The organism is Paenibacillus sp. cl123 (assembly GCF_900101595.1).
Taxonomy (GTDB): Bacteria; Bacillota; Bacilli; order Paenibacillales; family NBRC-103111; genus Paenibacillus_G.
In genome coordinates this window covers 91,569-106,495 of sequence record NZ_FMYY01000014.1, presented here as the reverse complement: position 1 = coordinate 106,495, position 14,927 = coordinate 91,569, and the positions used below count along the sequence as shown (strand labels likewise).

14 protein-coding genes and 1 pseudogene are annotated in these 14,927 nt (G+C 46.1%); 11 read left to right on the top strand and 4 right to left on the bottom strand.

All coding sequences use genetic code 11. From position 1 onward, the window contains the following. The 8 genes from BLR08_RS20195 to BLR08_RS20160 all read left to right on the top strand — a co-directional run bounded on the left by BLR08_RS20195 (position 1) and on the right by BLR08_RS20160 (position 8,556). A complete protein-coding gene (locus BLR08_RS20195; RefSeq protein WP_072334099.1) occupies positions 1–732 on the top strand; it encodes a lantibiotic immunity ABC transporter MutE/EpiE family permease subunit in 732 nt (243 codons plus the stop codon). Position 733: 1 nt separating this feature from the next. Continuing rightward, positions 734–1,492: a lantibiotic immunity ABC transporter MutG family permease subunit gene (locus BLR08_RS20190; RefSeq protein ID WP_072334102.1), complete on the top strand. Its 759-nt coding sequence runs from the start codon at positions 734–736 to the stop codon at positions 1,490–1,492. 25 nt (positions 1,493–1,517) lie between these two features. Further along, on the top strand, positions 1,518–2,177 hold the full coding sequence (locus BLR08_RS20185; RefSeq protein ID WP_072334106.1) for a response regulator transcription factor: 660 nt from the start codon (positions 1,518–1,520) through the stop codon (positions 2,175–2,177). A gap of 134 nt (positions 2,178–2,311) precedes the next feature. Beyond that, positions 2,312–3,568, top strand: a complete 1,257-nt coding sequence (locus BLR08_RS20180; RefSeq protein ID WP_256257724.1) for a HAMP domain-containing sensor histidine kinase — start codon at positions 2,312–2,314, stop codon at positions 3,566–3,568. Positions 3,569–3,833: 265 nt separating this feature from the next. Continuing rightward, the gene (vanR, locus tag BLR08_RS20175) at positions 3,834–4,544 is read left to right on the top strand and encodes a VanR-ABDEGLN family response regulator transcription factor (RefSeq protein WP_072334114.1); all 711 of its coding nucleotides are present in this window, start codon (positions 3,834–3,836) and stop codon (positions 4,542–4,544) included. Between the two features lie 46 nt (positions 4,545–4,590). Continuing rightward, complete coding sequence (locus BLR08_RS20170) at positions 4,591–5,640, top strand: sensor histidine kinase (protein WP_072334350.1); 1,050 nt, start codon at positions 4,591–4,593, stop codon at positions 5,638–5,640. Positions 5,641–5,852: 212 nt separating this feature from the next. Further along, entirely contained in the window at positions 5,853–7,277 is a 1,425-nt protein-coding gene (locus tag BLR08_RS20165; RefSeq protein WP_072334118.1) for a VanZ family protein, read from the top strand. A gap of 685 nt (positions 7,278–7,962) precedes the next feature. Further along, positions 7,963–8,556 carry a phosphotransferase gene (locus BLR08_RS20160; protein WP_256257725.1) on the top strand — a complete coding sequence of 198 codons (594 nt, stop codon included), beginning with the start codon at positions 7,963–7,965 and terminating at the stop codon, positions 8,554–8,556. A gap of 228 nt (positions 8,557–8,784) precedes the next feature. Here BLR08_RS20160 and BLR08_RS20155 read toward each other — a convergent pair whose 3' ends face one another. From BLR08_RS20155 to BLR08_RS20140, 4 genes are all read right to left on the bottom strand, one after another. Next, the gene (locus BLR08_RS20155) at positions 8,785–9,186 is read right to left on the bottom strand and encodes an ester cyclase (protein WP_072334124.1); all 402 of its coding nucleotides are present in this window, start codon (positions 9,184–9,186) and stop codon (positions 8,785–8,787) included. A gap of 73 nt (positions 9,187–9,259) precedes the next feature. Further along, positions 9,260–9,607: an ester cyclase gene (locus BLR08_RS20150; RefSeq protein ID WP_072334126.1), complete on the bottom strand. Its 348-nt coding sequence runs from the start codon at positions 9,605–9,607 to the stop codon at positions 9,260–9,262. A 53-nt stretch (positions 9,608–9,660) separates the two neighbouring features. Beyond that, on the bottom strand, positions 9,661–10,827 hold the full coding sequence (locus tag BLR08_RS20145; protein ID WP_072334353.1) for an SGNH/GDSL hydrolase family protein: 1,167 nt from the start codon (positions 10,825–10,827) through the stop codon (positions 9,661–9,663). Between the two features lie 76 nt (positions 10,828–10,903). Further along, on the bottom strand, positions 10,904–11,461 hold the full coding sequence (locus tag BLR08_RS20140; RefSeq protein WP_072334129.1) for an NADPH-dependent FMN reductase: 558 nt from the start codon (positions 11,459–11,461) through the stop codon (positions 10,904–10,906). A gap of 184 nt (positions 11,462–11,645) precedes the next feature. Between BLR08_RS20140 and BLR08_RS20135 the strand changes: the two genes are divergently transcribed. The 3 genes and pseudogenes from BLR08_RS20135 (at position 11,646) to BLR08_RS20125 (ending at position 14,906) form a co-directional block, all read left to right on the top strand. Continuing rightward, positions 11,646–12,410 carry an ArsR/SmtB family transcription factor gene (locus BLR08_RS20135; RefSeq protein ID WP_072334132.1) on the top strand — a complete coding sequence of 255 codons (765 nt, stop codon included), beginning with the start codon at positions 11,646–11,648 and terminating at the stop codon, positions 12,408–12,410. Positions 12,411–12,740: 330 nt separating this feature from the next. After that, on the top strand, positions 12,741–13,655 hold the full coding sequence (locus BLR08_RS20130; RefSeq protein ID WP_072334134.1) for a phosphotransferase: 915 nt from the start codon (positions 12,741–12,743) through the stop codon (positions 13,653–13,655). A gap of 180 nt (positions 13,656–13,835) precedes the next feature. Next, positions 13,836–14,906: pseudogene (locus tag BLR08_RS20125) on the top strand (FAD-dependent oxidoreductase). Positions 14,907–14,927 lie beyond the last annotated feature (21 nt).

The window sequence follows — 14,927 nt, the reverse complement described above, 5'->3', positions numbered from 1 at the left end:
ATGCAAGCGTACATTCGTGCTGAAATCTTAAAAGTCAAACGAACCTTTGCGAATAAGTTGATCTGGCTGGCTCCTCTTCTAACCTTGCTGCTATGCACGGCGTTGATGAGAGGACCATTCCTGCAAATCGCCAGCTATAACTGGTGGTATGCAATGCTTCTGCCCGGGGCGCTCACGTTGATGTGTGTTGGACTGGTTCAAAAGGACGGGAGAAAGCTAAAATACCGTGCCTTACTCGGTCTTCCCATTCATCTAGGGCGGGTCTGGCTTGGTAAGATCGGTGCTGGCTCATTGATGCTTTTAGCCTCGACCATCGTACTGTTTACGGGCATTACCCTAAGCGGCTTTGTTTTTCCTGGCAATATAAATTTACAAGAAAGCGCCACTGCCAGCCTGCTGCTGTTTCTGACTTTTCTATGGCAGATTCCGCTTTGTCTGTTTCTTGTAGATCGGATCGGCATGTTCGCGGCGCTCATTATAAATGTGTTAGGGAATGTCGCCTGCATGATTTTATTTAGCGAAACATCGCTTTGGTGGGCAGTACCTTATGCCATTCCTGCTCGTCTTATGTGCGCCGTCATAGGGGTACTCCCTAACGGTTTGCCGGTGCCAGTTAACGATGCGCTTTTGGATAAAGGGCTCATTGTTCCAGGTGTGCTAATCACGCTTGCTCTATTTATCCTGCTATCCGCGCTAACGATGCTGCCTTTCCGCAACCGGGAGGCGAAATAATATGGTTGCTTACTATCACAGCTTAAAGTCAGACCTGATGAAGCTTAGAAGGCAGCCGCTGCTGCTTATTCACCTGCTTGTTCCACTTGCAGGGCTGGGCATATTTCTAGCCTACTTCGCCTATACCCCGTATACACCTGTTTCCAAGGTGAGCGGATATTTGCAGGTTATTGCCATCGCCTTTCCAACGATGATCGGTATTGCCTGCGCCATCGCAGCTGATCAAGAAGCATCAGCCGGGAATTACCAGCAGATGCTGGCCCAGCCGAGCCGACTTATCCCCATTTCCAGCAAGCTGACGCTGCTTCTCGTCTTAGGATTTGGCAGTGCGTTGTTGGCTGTGGTTGGATTTGGAGCAGGCTTTCTTTATGGGTTGGATCAATCTCCCTACAAGCTTGCTTTTTATGTGAAGGCTGCTTGTATCCTATTTGGAAGCAGTGTCTTTCTCTATGCTCTGCATGTCTACATCAGCTTAAGATTTGGCAAAGGCGCCTCCATTGGTCTGGGGATTATAGAAAGCCTAGTAGCTGCTCTATTATTGACAGGGCTCGGCGATCAGAACTGGATTTACATTCCGAGCGCATGGGCTGCGAGATTCATCATGAGCTGGATGCAGATTGAGCTCTCAGGGGGAGTACCGTATCCGTCCGAGCTGCTTATTCAGCCGGGAATCCTGTGTTGTATAGGTGGGACTGCAGCAATCATGATATTATTAGGAGGTTGGTTCAAGCGATGGGAAGGACGAAAATCGTTAGAATAGAACATATGTAAAGGAAGTGAGTGTCATGGCGAATATACTGGCTGTCGATGATGAGCCTGCTGTTGTCGCGTTGCTTCGCAATATATTGCAAAAGGACGGACATGTCGTGACAACCTACACAAATTCTACTGAGGTGCCGAATCTTCAATTGGGTGCTTATGACCTCATCCTGTTGGACGTGATGATGCCAGAGCTGGATGGGTTTACCCTTTGCCGCATGATTCGCAGTAAGGTAGATTGCCCCATTCTGTTCCTGACCGCCAAATCCATGGAAAATGATGTGATGGCAGGGCTCGGTGAAGGTGCGGATGACTATATCATTAAGCCGTTCGGCGCAGGAGAATTACGAGCGCGAATTCATGCTCATCTTCGTCGGGAAAATCGCGAGAAACGTAATGTACTCTGTATTGGCGAGGTGAATTTCAACCTATCCGGCAAAGAAATTACGGTACGGGATACGATCATTCCTTTCACCAAAAGTGAGTATGCGATTTGTGAATTTCTGGCGTTGAACCGAGGACAAGTTTTCTCCAAGGAACAGATCTACGAAGCTGTCTTTGGCTATAACGGCGAGAGTGATGCCGCTACCATTGTGGAGCATATTAAAAATATCCGTGCCAAGCTGACACGAATAGAGGTCGCTCCAGTAGAAACCGTATGGGGGATTGGATACCGATGGAAGTAAATTCTCGAACATCTGGACGCAAGCTAACCAAGCTCCGTACGTTGTTTCTCCGATATTTGGCCGTTTTCTGTGCGAGCACAATAGGACTTACTCTAGTTCTGGCCTTACTTTTTGTTGGAGGCATGTATAGCGGCATGATCTTACCTGCTAATTATGCGGAGAAGCAGGCGATAGAAGCTAGCTCTGCAATCGCAGCAGGCCAACAGCCTGAAAAGGACTCGTCTTATGCGCTTTACAAATATGCGAAGTATACATTAGATGGTGGGCTGCTAGAGCATAACCTGTCGGATAAGCAGGCAAATTTTGCTTGGGAGCTGCTAGAGGATCAAAATTCTTCTTACACTCCCCCATATAACTATATGAAAACCACCTATCAACAAGAGGTGTATATTCTTCGGTATTCCTTAACCGCTCAGTTCAGTAATCCCTTACTTCGCAGACTTGTGCCTAGTGCTGAGTTTTTCTTTTTTGTTGGTTTCTGCGTCGCGTTCCTCGGTGTGTCAGCCTTGCTTGCTTCCTCCTTTGGACGCAAGCTGGCGCGCAAAATGAACGGGCTGCAGGAAACGACTCAACTTATTCAGCAGCAAAATTTGGATTTTACTGTTCAATACAGCGGGATCGCTGAAATTGACCGTGTGCTTCATTCTATGGACCAGATGAAGCATGCCTTGAAGCAGTCGCTGGAGGGGCAATGGAAGCTGGAACGTAGTCGTCGGGATCAGATCTCTGCACTAGCTCACGATGTTAAGACGCCGCTGACTATTGTTCGTGGTAATGTCGAGCTTCTTACTGAAACGAGCTTAACGGAAGAGCAGAAGGAGTATACGGACTACATTACCGAGAGTACAAGACAGATGGAAGCCTATATCAAGTCGTTAATTGAAATGACGAAAACAGAGAGCTCAACCTCGATTCAACTCGCGACTGTTGATCTAAGGGGATTCATACGAAAGATCGAAGGACAGATGCAGGCACTGGCTGTCGTAAAGGAGCTTACTCCACATATCATAGCTCATGATCTCCCCGATACGATGCAGGTCGATCCCGAGCTGTTGGAAAGAGCGCTAATGAACATCATCTCCAACGCCGTAGATCAAGCGCCTAGGCATAGCGAGCTCTCCTTGCTCATTGATTATACGCAAGAGCGTATACGGTTCTGCGTTCTAGATAAGGGTCCAGGATTCTCAACGGAAGCACTCAAGCTGGCGACCGAGCAGTTCTATATGGGTGATTCGGCACGCAGAGCGAAGGGACATTACGGCATGGGGCTGTACATTGCTAGCTTTATAACTTCCTTGCATGGTGGGGAGCTCCATGTTGCCAACGATCCAACGTCAGGCGGAGGAAAAGTTACCATGGAGTTGCCGCATAAGCCGCTGCCTCAGATGTAGACCTCCACTATGCATTCTAGGGTGTGTATGCAAACCTAAGCCAGCCAGCCCAGGACCGAATCATGGGCTTCGAAGTCAGGTTCAATGGACACATGTTCCAGGATTCGATCCCAGATTCCGGCTTTCTGCCAACTCTAGTCTGTGGTTAAACACAGGCTATATTTTCCACTGATAGCCCGGTTACGGTAAACCGTATAAGTACCGGCGAATATATTGTAAAATACTAGAGGAAGTCCATTTACCAATCCGGGTGGGGTGATTGAATATGGGAGCAAATATTTTAGTAGTAGATGATGAGAAGGAAATTATAGACTTAGTGGCTTATTATCTTAACAATGAGGGATACACGGTTACTTGTTTGTATACCGGCAGTGATGCACTGGAGGCGGTGAGTCGACAGCCCTATGACTTAGCTATCTTGGATATCATGCTGCCAGGTGTGGACGGCTTTAAGCTGTGCCAAACTATACGTGAGCATTACCACTATCCAGTCATTATGCTGACGGCGAAGATTGAGAATATTGATAAAATTACCGGTCTGACCCTTGGTGCGGATGATTACGTCACCAAACCATTTAACCCACTTGAACTGGTTGCACGAGTAAAAGCGCAGCTTAGGCGATACCAGCGATACAGCTCCACGGGGCATAGAGAAGAGGGTACTTCTGCTGCAATAACGGAATATGCCTTCGCGGGTTTAACGATTAACAAGGATACACACAAATGCACATTGAATGGAAAGCCGCTGTCCTTAACGCCGATTGAGTTTTCAATCTTGTGGACCCTTTGTGAGAACAGAGGGAAGGTCGTTTCTTCCGAGGATTTATTTGAGGCGGTCTGGGGTGAGAAATTCTTGGATAACAATAATACTGTGATGGCTCATATTGGCAGGCTGCGGGAAAAAATGAACGAGCCCTCCAGAAAGCCGAAATACGTTAAAACCGTATGGGGAGTAGGTTATACCATTGATCAATAAGACGAGAGATAGACATGTCTCGGGACGTGGGATCACCGCCACCACGATCACACGGTTTTTTTTGGTTTTAGGTGTATTCACGATCGGTTTAATCATCGTTTTCTTCGCGATGGCTTATATGTTCTCCGCAATTAAATGGTATTCAGGCGGGTTGTTGTATGTATTTTTTCGGACGTTTAATAATAACATCATTGAATTTCTGGTATTAAGCTGGGGATGCGGATTCCTTATCATCTTCCTCATCTACTGGAGAAAGACGCTGCGTTATATTGATATCATTGTGGAAGCGACCAACCAAATAGTTGAGACTGATGATCAACAAATTCAATTGCCGGTGGAATTGAAACATGTCGAAGATCAGATGAATCTGGTGAAACGAGAAGCACTTCGAAATGCACGATTGGTCCAAGAAGCGGAGCAGCGAAAGCATGACTTGATTGTTTATCTGGCCCATGATCTGAAAACACCGCTGACCTCAGTCATTGGCTACCTAACGTTGCTTCACGATGAACAAGAAATCTCAGCCCGGCTGCGTGACAAGTATCTCTCCATCGCACTGGAAAAAGCTGAACGTTTGGAGGATCTTATCAATGAGTTTTTTGAAATTACACGTTTTAATTTAAATCAGATATCCATTCAGCCAAAACGAGTTAATATCTCACGGATGCTCGAACAAATTACGTTTGAATTTCAACCGATGCTTGCTGAAAAAAATCTCAAATGTGAGTTAAGCATGGAATCTAACTTGGAGGTCGTATGCGATCCGAACAAAATGGAGCGGGTTTTCGATAATTTGTTACACAATGCGATCAATTACAGCTATGAAGACGGTGTCATTACGATTAACATTATCCATCAAGAAGACGGGGTACGGATCGTATTTGAAAATCAAGGGGATACGATTTCTTCCGAGCAGCAGGAGCGCATATTTGAGCAGTTTTTCCGTCTGGATGCCTCCCGAGCTACCAAGACAGGCGGAGCTGGATTAGGTCTAGCGATTGCCAAGGAAATTGTGGAACGCCACAATGGAACAATTTCAATATTTAGTGAACATGAGAAAATTCGGTTTACGATATTCCTCCCTGCGGTTTCGTAGGATTATCGTAAGAATTTCTTTGGGTAAAATTAAGAACTCCTTTGGATAAAACGGAAAATAAACACCTACTGACTTGGTACGATTAAAGTACCTCATCAAGGGTGTTTTTTTATCCCATTCAAAAGTACTCACGGAAAAAGGAGCAGGGACACAATGAAAAGCATATAGCGCTTTGGTTAGGAAGTTACTTCATTTGTGGGGGTAGTTCATAAGTGGATACACAAGCTGTGATCAACAAGCTGTTGTCGATTCTGCCTCAGGTGCTGATCTTGGCGCTAGCGGGTATAGGAGCTCTCTGGCTCTCTTATGTCATATATCGTAAGAAGGGCGGGAAGAGAAGCTTCTCGCCTATACAAATTATAACTATTTTTTTGCTCATTATGTGGTTTGGCACCGTAATGGTGTTAACCATGTTCAGCAGGGGAGCAAACTTTGAAGGGTGGATTAATGTAAGGCTGTTCAGCGGTTATAAGAGTGCCTGGTATCAATGGTCTCTCAGCGAATTTCAGCTCATTATTTTTAATATGCTTATGTTCGTGCCGCTTGGATTTTTAATGCCGCTGCTGGGGATGAAAACTCGGCGTTTTATGCCTGTGTTTTTCATTTCACTGGCCGTAACCATTGGCATTGAACTGTCTCAGATGCTTAGCCGCAGAGGGATCTTTGAGCTTGACGATATTCTGCACAACACACTCGGCAGCTTAGCGGGCTATTTCATTATGAGGGCTATTCAAGACAGTATAAAACAGCGGAAACTGGCCTTTAAAGCAACAGGGCTCGCGCTATGCATTCCGCTGATTTTTTGTCTGCTGTTCACTGGTGCACTCGCCGTCTATCATGCTAAGGAGTTCGGCAATCTTTCGATTCGACCTGCCATAAAGCAGGACTTACGAAGAGTTGAGGTTGAACTTGCTGTAAAGCTTCCAGACGAGGCAGAGCCAGTATCATTGTATGTCAATGATAAAATCTACAATCCGTGGGTTGGGAAGAAGATGGCACAGGTTGTCGGGGAGTCTTTCGGCCTGCAGCTGGAGGATGGGAACCGAATTGAAGGAATGAACCGGACATGGTCATTTACGGACACCAGCGGAAGTCGCTACGTGTTCAGCTATAGCTTACTGGATGGCGGATGGCAGCTGTATAATGAAGCCGGGGAGAGCGTCACGATGAGTGAGGAGGAGGCGGGGAAGCATAGGGAGTTCTATGAAAGCTGGATGCAATCTAATGATATTCTGCCTGCGGAGGCTGTCTTCAGCATACAGAACGGCAATATGCTGAGATGGGACATGAGACATTCCGTGGCCGCCATTGCGCAGGAAGAGAAGGATTTTGAAAATGGACTGATTATGCTGACCCCTTCTCCTAATGGTCGGAAGACGCCTCATGATTTCAAATATTTTATGCAGGAGAATAAGTATGTACGTAAAGTGGATGTGATTAGCCCGGCACAGGCATACGAGGAAGTGCTTCGAGGGAACTTTTATATGTTTACTAATCTAAAGAAAAAAGACCTGTTGCGCATTGAACAATATGAGCTGGCGTATACTTATGATTCCAAAGGGTACTACCAGCCTGTATATCGCTTTATAGGAACGGTAAACGGAGAACCCTGGGAAACCCTCATACCGGCTATATGAAACATTGGGACTTGCCAAAGGCTGTGCAAGAAACATGGAAAGACGTTCTTGAATCTCCAGCCATATTTTCAGGAGATCGCACATCTGGCGGATACGATTGGGGTCATCCACCAGAGCAGACTGTTGAAGAAGTCTCCATGGTTTAAATCCGGGACCGGACAGGAGGTATCTGGAGATCGCGGTGTCGGACATGAAACAGCCCGCACGGAGAACAATCGTTGAATCATCCATAATAAGGCCGCCGATTACTTCGGCGGCTTTTTGTGTAGATTTATGAAACAGAATCGGATATTGAAAGACTCGTAACTTTGCGCCGCGGCAGCTTTTTTAGCATCCTTCGCCGACAAGTACGGCAAGTTTTATGATAAACTATAGCTACCAATGAAACGGAGGCGTTGCCAATGGAAAGCGATGTTAAGAAAGAGCGGGCAATTTTCAAAATGGGGATGTCGCCTAACTAGCCCGGTAAACGGCATAATTCCCCTTAAATGTCGAAAGGGGTATCGATTTGGAAGAAGTTATTCTATCATCAGACAAGTCCGTGATTCGCAGGGAGAACGTGGTATTCCGGCCTTCTGGCCCTTGGACAGCAAGTATTCACTCGTTTCTCCGACACTTACATGCAACAGGCTTTACATCGGCACCAAGCATCATTGGCTCTGGCGTGGATTCCGAGGGTCGCGAGATGGTAAGCTACATTGACGGGGAATTCATCCATCCCAGTCCTTGGAATGACGAGGCGCTGGTGGAAGTCGGGCGGACGTTGCGGAGTCTTCACGATGCCAGCTTAACGTTCGTTCCTAATGCCGATGACGTATGGCAGTCGTGGTTCCTGCGGGAACTGGGCGTGTCGAAGCGGGTAATCAGTCATGGCGATGTGGCGCCCTGGAATACGGTAACGCGCAAAGGAATGCCTATTGCGTTGATCGATTGGGAATTTACCGGCCCAATAGATCCGATGGTGGAGCTTGCGCGAGTATGTTGGCTCTTTCCGCAGCTTCATGACGACGATGTTGCCAGGAGGGTAGGTCTTCCATCGCTTGATGTTCGAGCGAGGCAGCTTCGACTAGTTGTAGATGCATACGGATTAGATCCCTCACAGAGGCGTCAAATGTTTGATCTGATCGTGGAGGTAGTCGTACGCGAGACGGCGGAGCAAGCGATCGAGATTGGAGTTACTCCTGACTGTCAAGGACCGCTGTGGGGGCTTGCTTGGAGAGCTCGAGCAGCCGCTTGGATTTTGCGGCATCGCGTTATTTTGCAAAATGCGCTTAAATAGTTGAGTTAACCCAATGACCGTCCTTTGTGGATGGTCATTTTACTTGCCGTTACAGACAGCGCGGTAACCTTACCATAAGTAACGGCGGTTAATGATAAGCTCGAGAAAAGTCGCGAGGAACGGTGTATTTGCTAGTTCTGTGCTGTTGGCATGTGTTAAATCTACGATTATAATACAAAACCGACCCAGTTTGGGTCGGTACATGGGAAGTATACTATCTACGGGAAGTTAGTTGCCTCTAATTTGGCTCCACATGGTCACCATATCGATCCATCCCCGATGCTCGGCGATCTTGCCGTCCACAACACGATATTGACGGTAAAGCGTGACATCAATCATTTTGCCCGTGGGCGCGGTCCCAAAGAACATGCCTTGATGTGTGCCTGTCACAGTCATTCTCACGAGGACCTTATCCCCTTGACCGATGATCTCTTCCACAGTGTAGCGTTTATCGGGAAATGCCTCCAAGATCGTTGTTGCGAATTTTTTCAGGCCTTCCTTGGATTGATAAGAGAGCTCTTGATAATCGTCGGACAGAAATCGATCCACAGAGTCCAATTCACTCTGATTCCAAAATGCCTCGATAAATTGGTTTACCGTCTCTACATTGTTTTGTTCTATCGTTTTCATTCTTAAACATCTCCTTTGAATTGGTATTAGGTATTGACTTAACGACAAAAATATTGTGCTTTATCAGCAGCAGTTATTGAGCCTGGATTTGAGGTAAAAGCGTAGCCGTATCGAACCAACCGCGGTGTTCAGCGATGTTCCCATCGATTACGCGAAATTCGCGGAACTGTGTTGCCTTAACGGTTTTTCCTGTAGGTGCATTTCCTGCAAAATGGCCAGCATGCACAGCCGTCATGAAGATTCTAGCAATGACCTTCTCTCCTTGAGCCAGGACCTCATCCACGGTAAACCGCCGATCCGTAAATGCCTCCGTAATTTGCAGGGCAAAGAATTGATCGGTCTTCTCCAAAATGCTCTGCTTCGTAATGTCCTCGATAAACGCAGTTACCGCTTCAACATTTTTTTGTTCCATCGTTTTCATACAAAACATCTCCTTTTTTATTGTTGAAATAGGTTATATTGGGGCAAACCTTTTTAGGTTTTATCCATGAATAGGGACAATGGAATACAATCGGCTAATGCTTTGAATCCCGCATCGCAAGGATGGAGATGATCGCCGAAATCATAGTCGGGAAGCAGTTGTTCAGGACGCTGCGGATCAGCCAGCGCATTGTTAAAGTCGATAATACCGTCAAATACTTCGTTGGTTCGGATCCATCGATTCACTTCTTGCCGGGTGAGTTCCTTTTCATCGGAGTAGTAAGGAGCGCCGCCAAATGGTGGGAGCATACCCGCAAAAATGCGAAGTCCTCTCTCATGTACTTTAGCTGCCAATTTCTTCATTCCGCCAATAATCTGATCCGCGGTCGCATTTCCGAGTCCGATATCATTTATACCTTCGAGAAAGATTACATCGGTAATTCCAGAATGTGAAAATATATCGCGATCCAGACGGGAAAGCGCGCTCTCTCCACCCATTGGCAAACCGACCTCAAGACCATTTTTCAGAATTTGATTGCCTACGATTCCTGCATTGAGAACGGAGATCGGATAGGCTGGATTTTCCCGATGAAGTCGTTTAAAGAAAATATCCGGCCAACGATGATTAGCATCTTGAGTAGACGTACTCCCTTCTGTAATAGAATCGCCAAGGGCGACAATGACTCGAAAATGCTCACCTTGTGTTAAAACCTCCATACCCGATAACCAGTAGTATGAATGAATCTTCTTTTGAAAAAATTCTGCACTGCTATCATCGGTATGATCCCCTTCGGCAACATAAGTGGACCTGGGAGGTGAAAAATGCCATGTTGAGGTTCGGGTCAATTCGGGAACATAAACGCTGACAGCTACGTCAACATGGTCGTTTACTTGGAGATCGACAGGATCCGTATAAATTTCTTCGCCTGCAGGAATGACGACGGCGCATTGCCCATTCAAGGTAACTTGGCGACCGGTTTCGGAAACGATTCCCCCGTCTTTTGTGGATAAAGCTGCAGTCACTTTGCCGAATACCACAGGCTCAGAACCGTAAAGATTGGAAAACTTCAGGCGGATCTTGGAACCGAAGGCATGCGGATGTATAATCATTCGGATGGTTTGATCCTTGAATCGCTCTTCGGCAAATTTCCCATCAAAGTACGTTTGACTTGCAAACCAAGAACCCATCCAATGGTTATCAAAATGCTTCTGTTCATTCATTATCAATTCGAAACATCTCCTTTGACATCATGTTACTATACGGTAACATGATGGTGATAAAAAAAGACCTGTGCTATTAGTTTGCTACCGCAGCAGCGGCAAGCTTACGGGTCAGATCCACGAAACTACCCACCGCATCTCGAACCCGGTCTCTCATTCCCTCATCTAGCGGAGTGCCGTCGGTACCTAATGTGTTCGATCCATATCCAATCGAAATCCACTCCGAACAGTTGATTCCGTGCAAATTACGTACAATAGTCTGCAAATGCGACAGTGAGCTAACTCCGAGCGGACCGCCTGCGGAACTTACGGAAAGAACTGCCTTGCCCGCAACTTGGCTTCCGGTAATGTAGTCCAGGGCGTTTTTAAGTGCTCCTGATACGGAGCCATGGTATTCCGGGGTAGCAAGGATCAAACCGTCCCCATCTGCAATTGCTTCCAAGACTTGCTTAACATTGGGATGAAAATCCCAGTTATCGGGTGAAAAAAGCGGCAGCTGCAACTCCGATAAATCAATGAATTGGACCGATATGTTCTTGGCTACTAAAAGGCTCTCAATGTACCTGAGAAGGTTCGTGCTGCTTGCGTTTGCGCGATTACTGCCTGCGATCAAGGTTACTTTCATCTTCAACATCACCTTTCATTTTCAAATGGTTGTGGGTAAGGATAGGCATGTCGCCGGCTGACAAACAGATCCGTTTGTGATATTATGTGACTGTATGGTAACTTGTTATGCCTTAATATTACGTTACCAAATAGTAACATGTCAAGTGGTCCAAAACAATTTTTTTCAAACCGTCAAAAGGAGGTGTTTCAAATTGGAAAATGACATTTTCAAAGCGCTCTCGGATCCCAGCCGCCGTAAGCTTTTAGATTTGCTTCACGCCTCTGACGGGCGGACGCTGAATGATCTCTGCGCGCCACTCGACATGTCCCGATTCGGCGTCATGAAGCATCTGAATATTTTGGAGGAAGCCGGGCTCATTACCACAAGAAAAGTAGGCCGTGAAAAGCTTCATTATTTGAATGCGGTGCCCATCCGTCATATTTATGAGCGATGGGTAAGCAAATACGCCGAACCATGGGTGATCGGACTAACATCTCTTCAAAACGAATTGGAGCGTGAAACAAATATGGAAAACAAACCCTGTCATGTTAATCGGATAGCGATTAAAGCAAAGCCTGAACAAGTGTGGCAAGCTCTCACGGATCCTGCCAGGACGTCGAAGTTTTGGTTCAATTGCGCCATCCGATCCACTTGGGAAATCGATGCGCCATTTGAACTATGGAACGGCAACGAGAAGACGGCAGAAGGGATCATACTTGACATCGATCCTCCAAAAAAACTCGTGATGAGCTGGAGGTTTATTTCGTTTCCGGGTACGGAGGGGGACACCCCGTCGCGCATAACGTGGGAGATCGGATCGCATGCCGAGCTTCATGGCGTGACCCTCGTAACCGTTGTACATGATGAATTCGAAATGGCGGTAAGCACCGCAAAGATTCTAGAAAATGGGTTGCCAATCGTGCTTTCGGGTATGAAGACGTTGCTTGAAACCGGGGAGATGCTCGCTGGCGAATAAAAAGAACCCTGACAAAAAGATACAATCTTTTTATCGAACATTTCAAAGGGACTTAAAGAAAATTTCAGGCTTGCAAAAACATACCCAAAAGAATTATTTTTACTTGCCAACGGAAAAAATGATCATTCCTGCTAATCCCCGTTCGCAGAACACAAGAGATAATTGGGAAGACTTTTATCTTTCAAGAATCGGGAGTGCTGAATAGCGCTTTGTAGGGAAAGTTTACGATAGCCGGATTAAAGTGAATGGGTCATCCACTAAGCTCCGAATGCTAACGGGCAGAATAATGCACCAACAGCTATAAACAGTAGTTGATCTTAGGGGGTTATTATGGATAACGATTCTCAAAAAGCTCTAGGTAAAACGAAAGAAATTTTTCATGGTTTAGTAAAAAACATCGAGGTACCTTGGGAAAATAGTGCATGGTCACACTGCTATAAAATATCGCTAAATAATAACAAGACTTATTTTCTTAAAGGTACCCCTCGGCAGCGGAAAGAAGCGACGGTAACCAAACATCTTCATATACTTTTACCTAACATTGTACCTGAAGTTATCAACGATGATTTGATCCCTGAATCTACATGGCGATGGTTTCTAGTTGCAAATGCTGGAACATGCTCCTATGAAGGAATTGAGGCGAGGTATGCTTTAAAGGCAGCGTTCAATTTGGGAAATCTGCAAAGAATGACGTTTATTGAAGGTTCTTTATTTTCAGAACTTTTGCCACAGTGTGAGGCCCAACGGTTACAAGAAGCAGTGGATAATGTAGGCAGGTGGGCCCTAAAGTTTTCCAATGCCGAAGAATCCGAAATAATTCAACGACTTTTATCCATCAGTTCTGACCATTATGAGGATCATGTAAATAATCTGAATAGCATTCCATCTACATGCGTTCATAAGGATTTTTGGTCAGGAAATATAGCCGTAACAGATGAAAATGTTATGCTAATTGATTGGGGAGATGCATTATGGGGAGTAGGTGGCATCTCAATAGTCAATATGATCTCAACGGATGACGATTTATCCAGCCTATCAAGCATCATTTGGGACGAGTATTTCAAAGGACTTGATAGAAAATTCGATAAGGACTACATAAAAAGCAGTCAAATAGCTTATTTGGTTTCAGAACTTGTAACTGAACAAGAGATCGCCGATTTACAACGACGAAAATATGGACCTGGATTGATTCCATCCGTCAGGCGATTGTACAAAGAGTTAACCCGGAAGAGGAACGATAGTTGAATCAAGTTTGCAAGGCCGCCGATTATTTCGGCGGCTATCCGTGTTTATTTATGAGCGTTCGATCATGGCTTGAACTAAGCTTTAAATCAACGAATCACTTCACTATCATCATTTTATGCGTTTATGTCACTTCACATCCCTTGCCCGACTTATAGGTAAAGCTGAAAGGGATGATGAGCGATGCAAAAGATGGATGTGGTCGTAGTTGGTGGAGGGATTGCGGGTTTAACCGCTGTAATTTACGCAGCCAAAGCCGGAAAACAAACGGTGGTCATTGAAAAACAGAATCGCTTAGGCGGCCGGGCCATTACAAATAAGAAAAAAGGAGCTTACTTCAATTTGGGTGCGCATTCCTTGTATAAGGGAGATGCGTACGCGACTTTTCGAGAATTAGGGTTGAGCTTGCAAGGAAAGCGGCCTTCTGCGTTCGCTTATGGCGTTTGAAAAGGGAAATTGCATGCCTTGCCTTCGGATATGAAATCCTTGTTTACGACCCCGCTGTTGTCTGGCAAAGGAAAGATGGAGTTTGCTTCTTGTCTTATGAAAGTTAAAAAAGCGGATACTCGTCAATTTGACCGGATCAGTGTCCGCGAATGGGTAGAAGGGAATATGCAAGATCCCATGGTGCGCAACATCTTTTATTCATTGCTGCGAGCCGTCAATTATGTGGTCGGTCCGGATTTGCCAGCCGCGGGTCCTGCATTGAACCAGCTGCAGAATGCCCTGAAAGGCGCGTTGTACCTGGATCGTGGCTGGGGCGAGTTGATCGAGGAATTGCGGAAAAAGGCATCCGGCCTGGGCGTGCAATTTGTAGCGAATACCAAAGTAACGTCAATCGATACCCGGGAAGGGGTCGTGCGGCAGGTTCTCTGTGAAGACGGAACGAAAATCGATACGCTCCATGTTATCCTTGCCACATCGCCTTCTATTGCCAATGAGTTGGTGCCCTTTGCAGAAAAAACTAGCCTTCACACTTGGAAAGAACAAGCGATTGAGGTTACCGCGGCTTGTCTGGATGTGGCCTTGAAACGACTTCCCAAGCCTAAACAGCAATTTGCTTACGGGATTGATCAGACCGTGCTATTTAGCAATTATTCGCGCGCGGCTAATCTGAGCGACGATGGCGCCCAAGTCATATCACTCATTAAGTACCAAGGGAAAGAATCGGCCCCGCTTCAAGATTTGCAAGAATTGGAGGGCGTACTGGATTTAATGCAGCCGGGGTGGCTTTGCGAGGGTTGCCCAAAATGAGCAACTGCCTATTCCGCAACA

What these genes read in the sequence shown, in the direction of transcription:
- BLR08_RS20145 (WP_072334353.1), bottom strand. Translation starts at nt 10,827, where the DNA reads ATGAATGAACAGAAGCATTTTGATAACCATTGGATGGGTTCTTGGTTT.
- BLR08_RS20155 (WP_072334124.1), bottom strand. Translation starts at nt 9,186, where the DNA reads ATGAAAACGATAGAACAAAACAATGTAGAGACGGTAAACCAATTTATC.
- BLR08_RS20180 (WP_256257724.1), top strand. Translation starts at nt 2,312, where the DNA reads ATGATCTTACCTGCTAATTATGCGGAGAAGCAGGCGATAGAAGCTAGC.
- BLR08_RS20150 (WP_072334126.1), bottom strand. Translation starts at nt 9,607, where the DNA reads ATGAAAACGATGGAACAAAAAAATGTTGAAGCGGTAACTGCGTTTATC.
- vanR (WP_072334114.1), top strand. Translation starts at nt 3,834, where the DNA reads ATGGGAGCAAATATTTTAGTAGTAGATGATGAGAAGGAAATTATAGAC.
- BLR08_RS20140 (WP_072334129.1), bottom strand. Translation starts at nt 11,461, where the DNA reads ATGTTGAAGATGAAAGTAACCTTGATCGCAGGCAGTAATCGCGCAAAC.
- BLR08_RS20190 (WP_072334102.1), top strand. Translation starts at nt 734, where the DNA reads ATGGTTGCTTACTATCACAGCTTAAAGTCAGACCTGATGAAGCTTAGA.
- BLR08_RS20185 (WP_072334106.1), top strand. Translation starts at nt 1,518, where the DNA reads ATGGCGAATATACTGGCTGTCGATGATGAGCCTGCTGTTGTCGCGTTG.
- BLR08_RS20130 (WP_072334134.1), top strand. Translation starts at nt 12,741, where the DNA reads ATGGATAACGATTCTCAAAAAGCTCTAGGTAAAACGAAAGAAATTTTT.
- BLR08_RS20160 (WP_256257725.1), top strand. Translation starts at nt 7,963, where the DNA reads ATGGTAAGCTACATTGACGGGGAATTCATCCATCCCAGTCCTTGGAAT.
- BLR08_RS20195 (WP_072334099.1), top strand. Translation starts at nt 1, where the DNA reads ATGCAAGCGTACATTCGTGCTGAAATCTTAAAAGTCAAACGAACCTTT.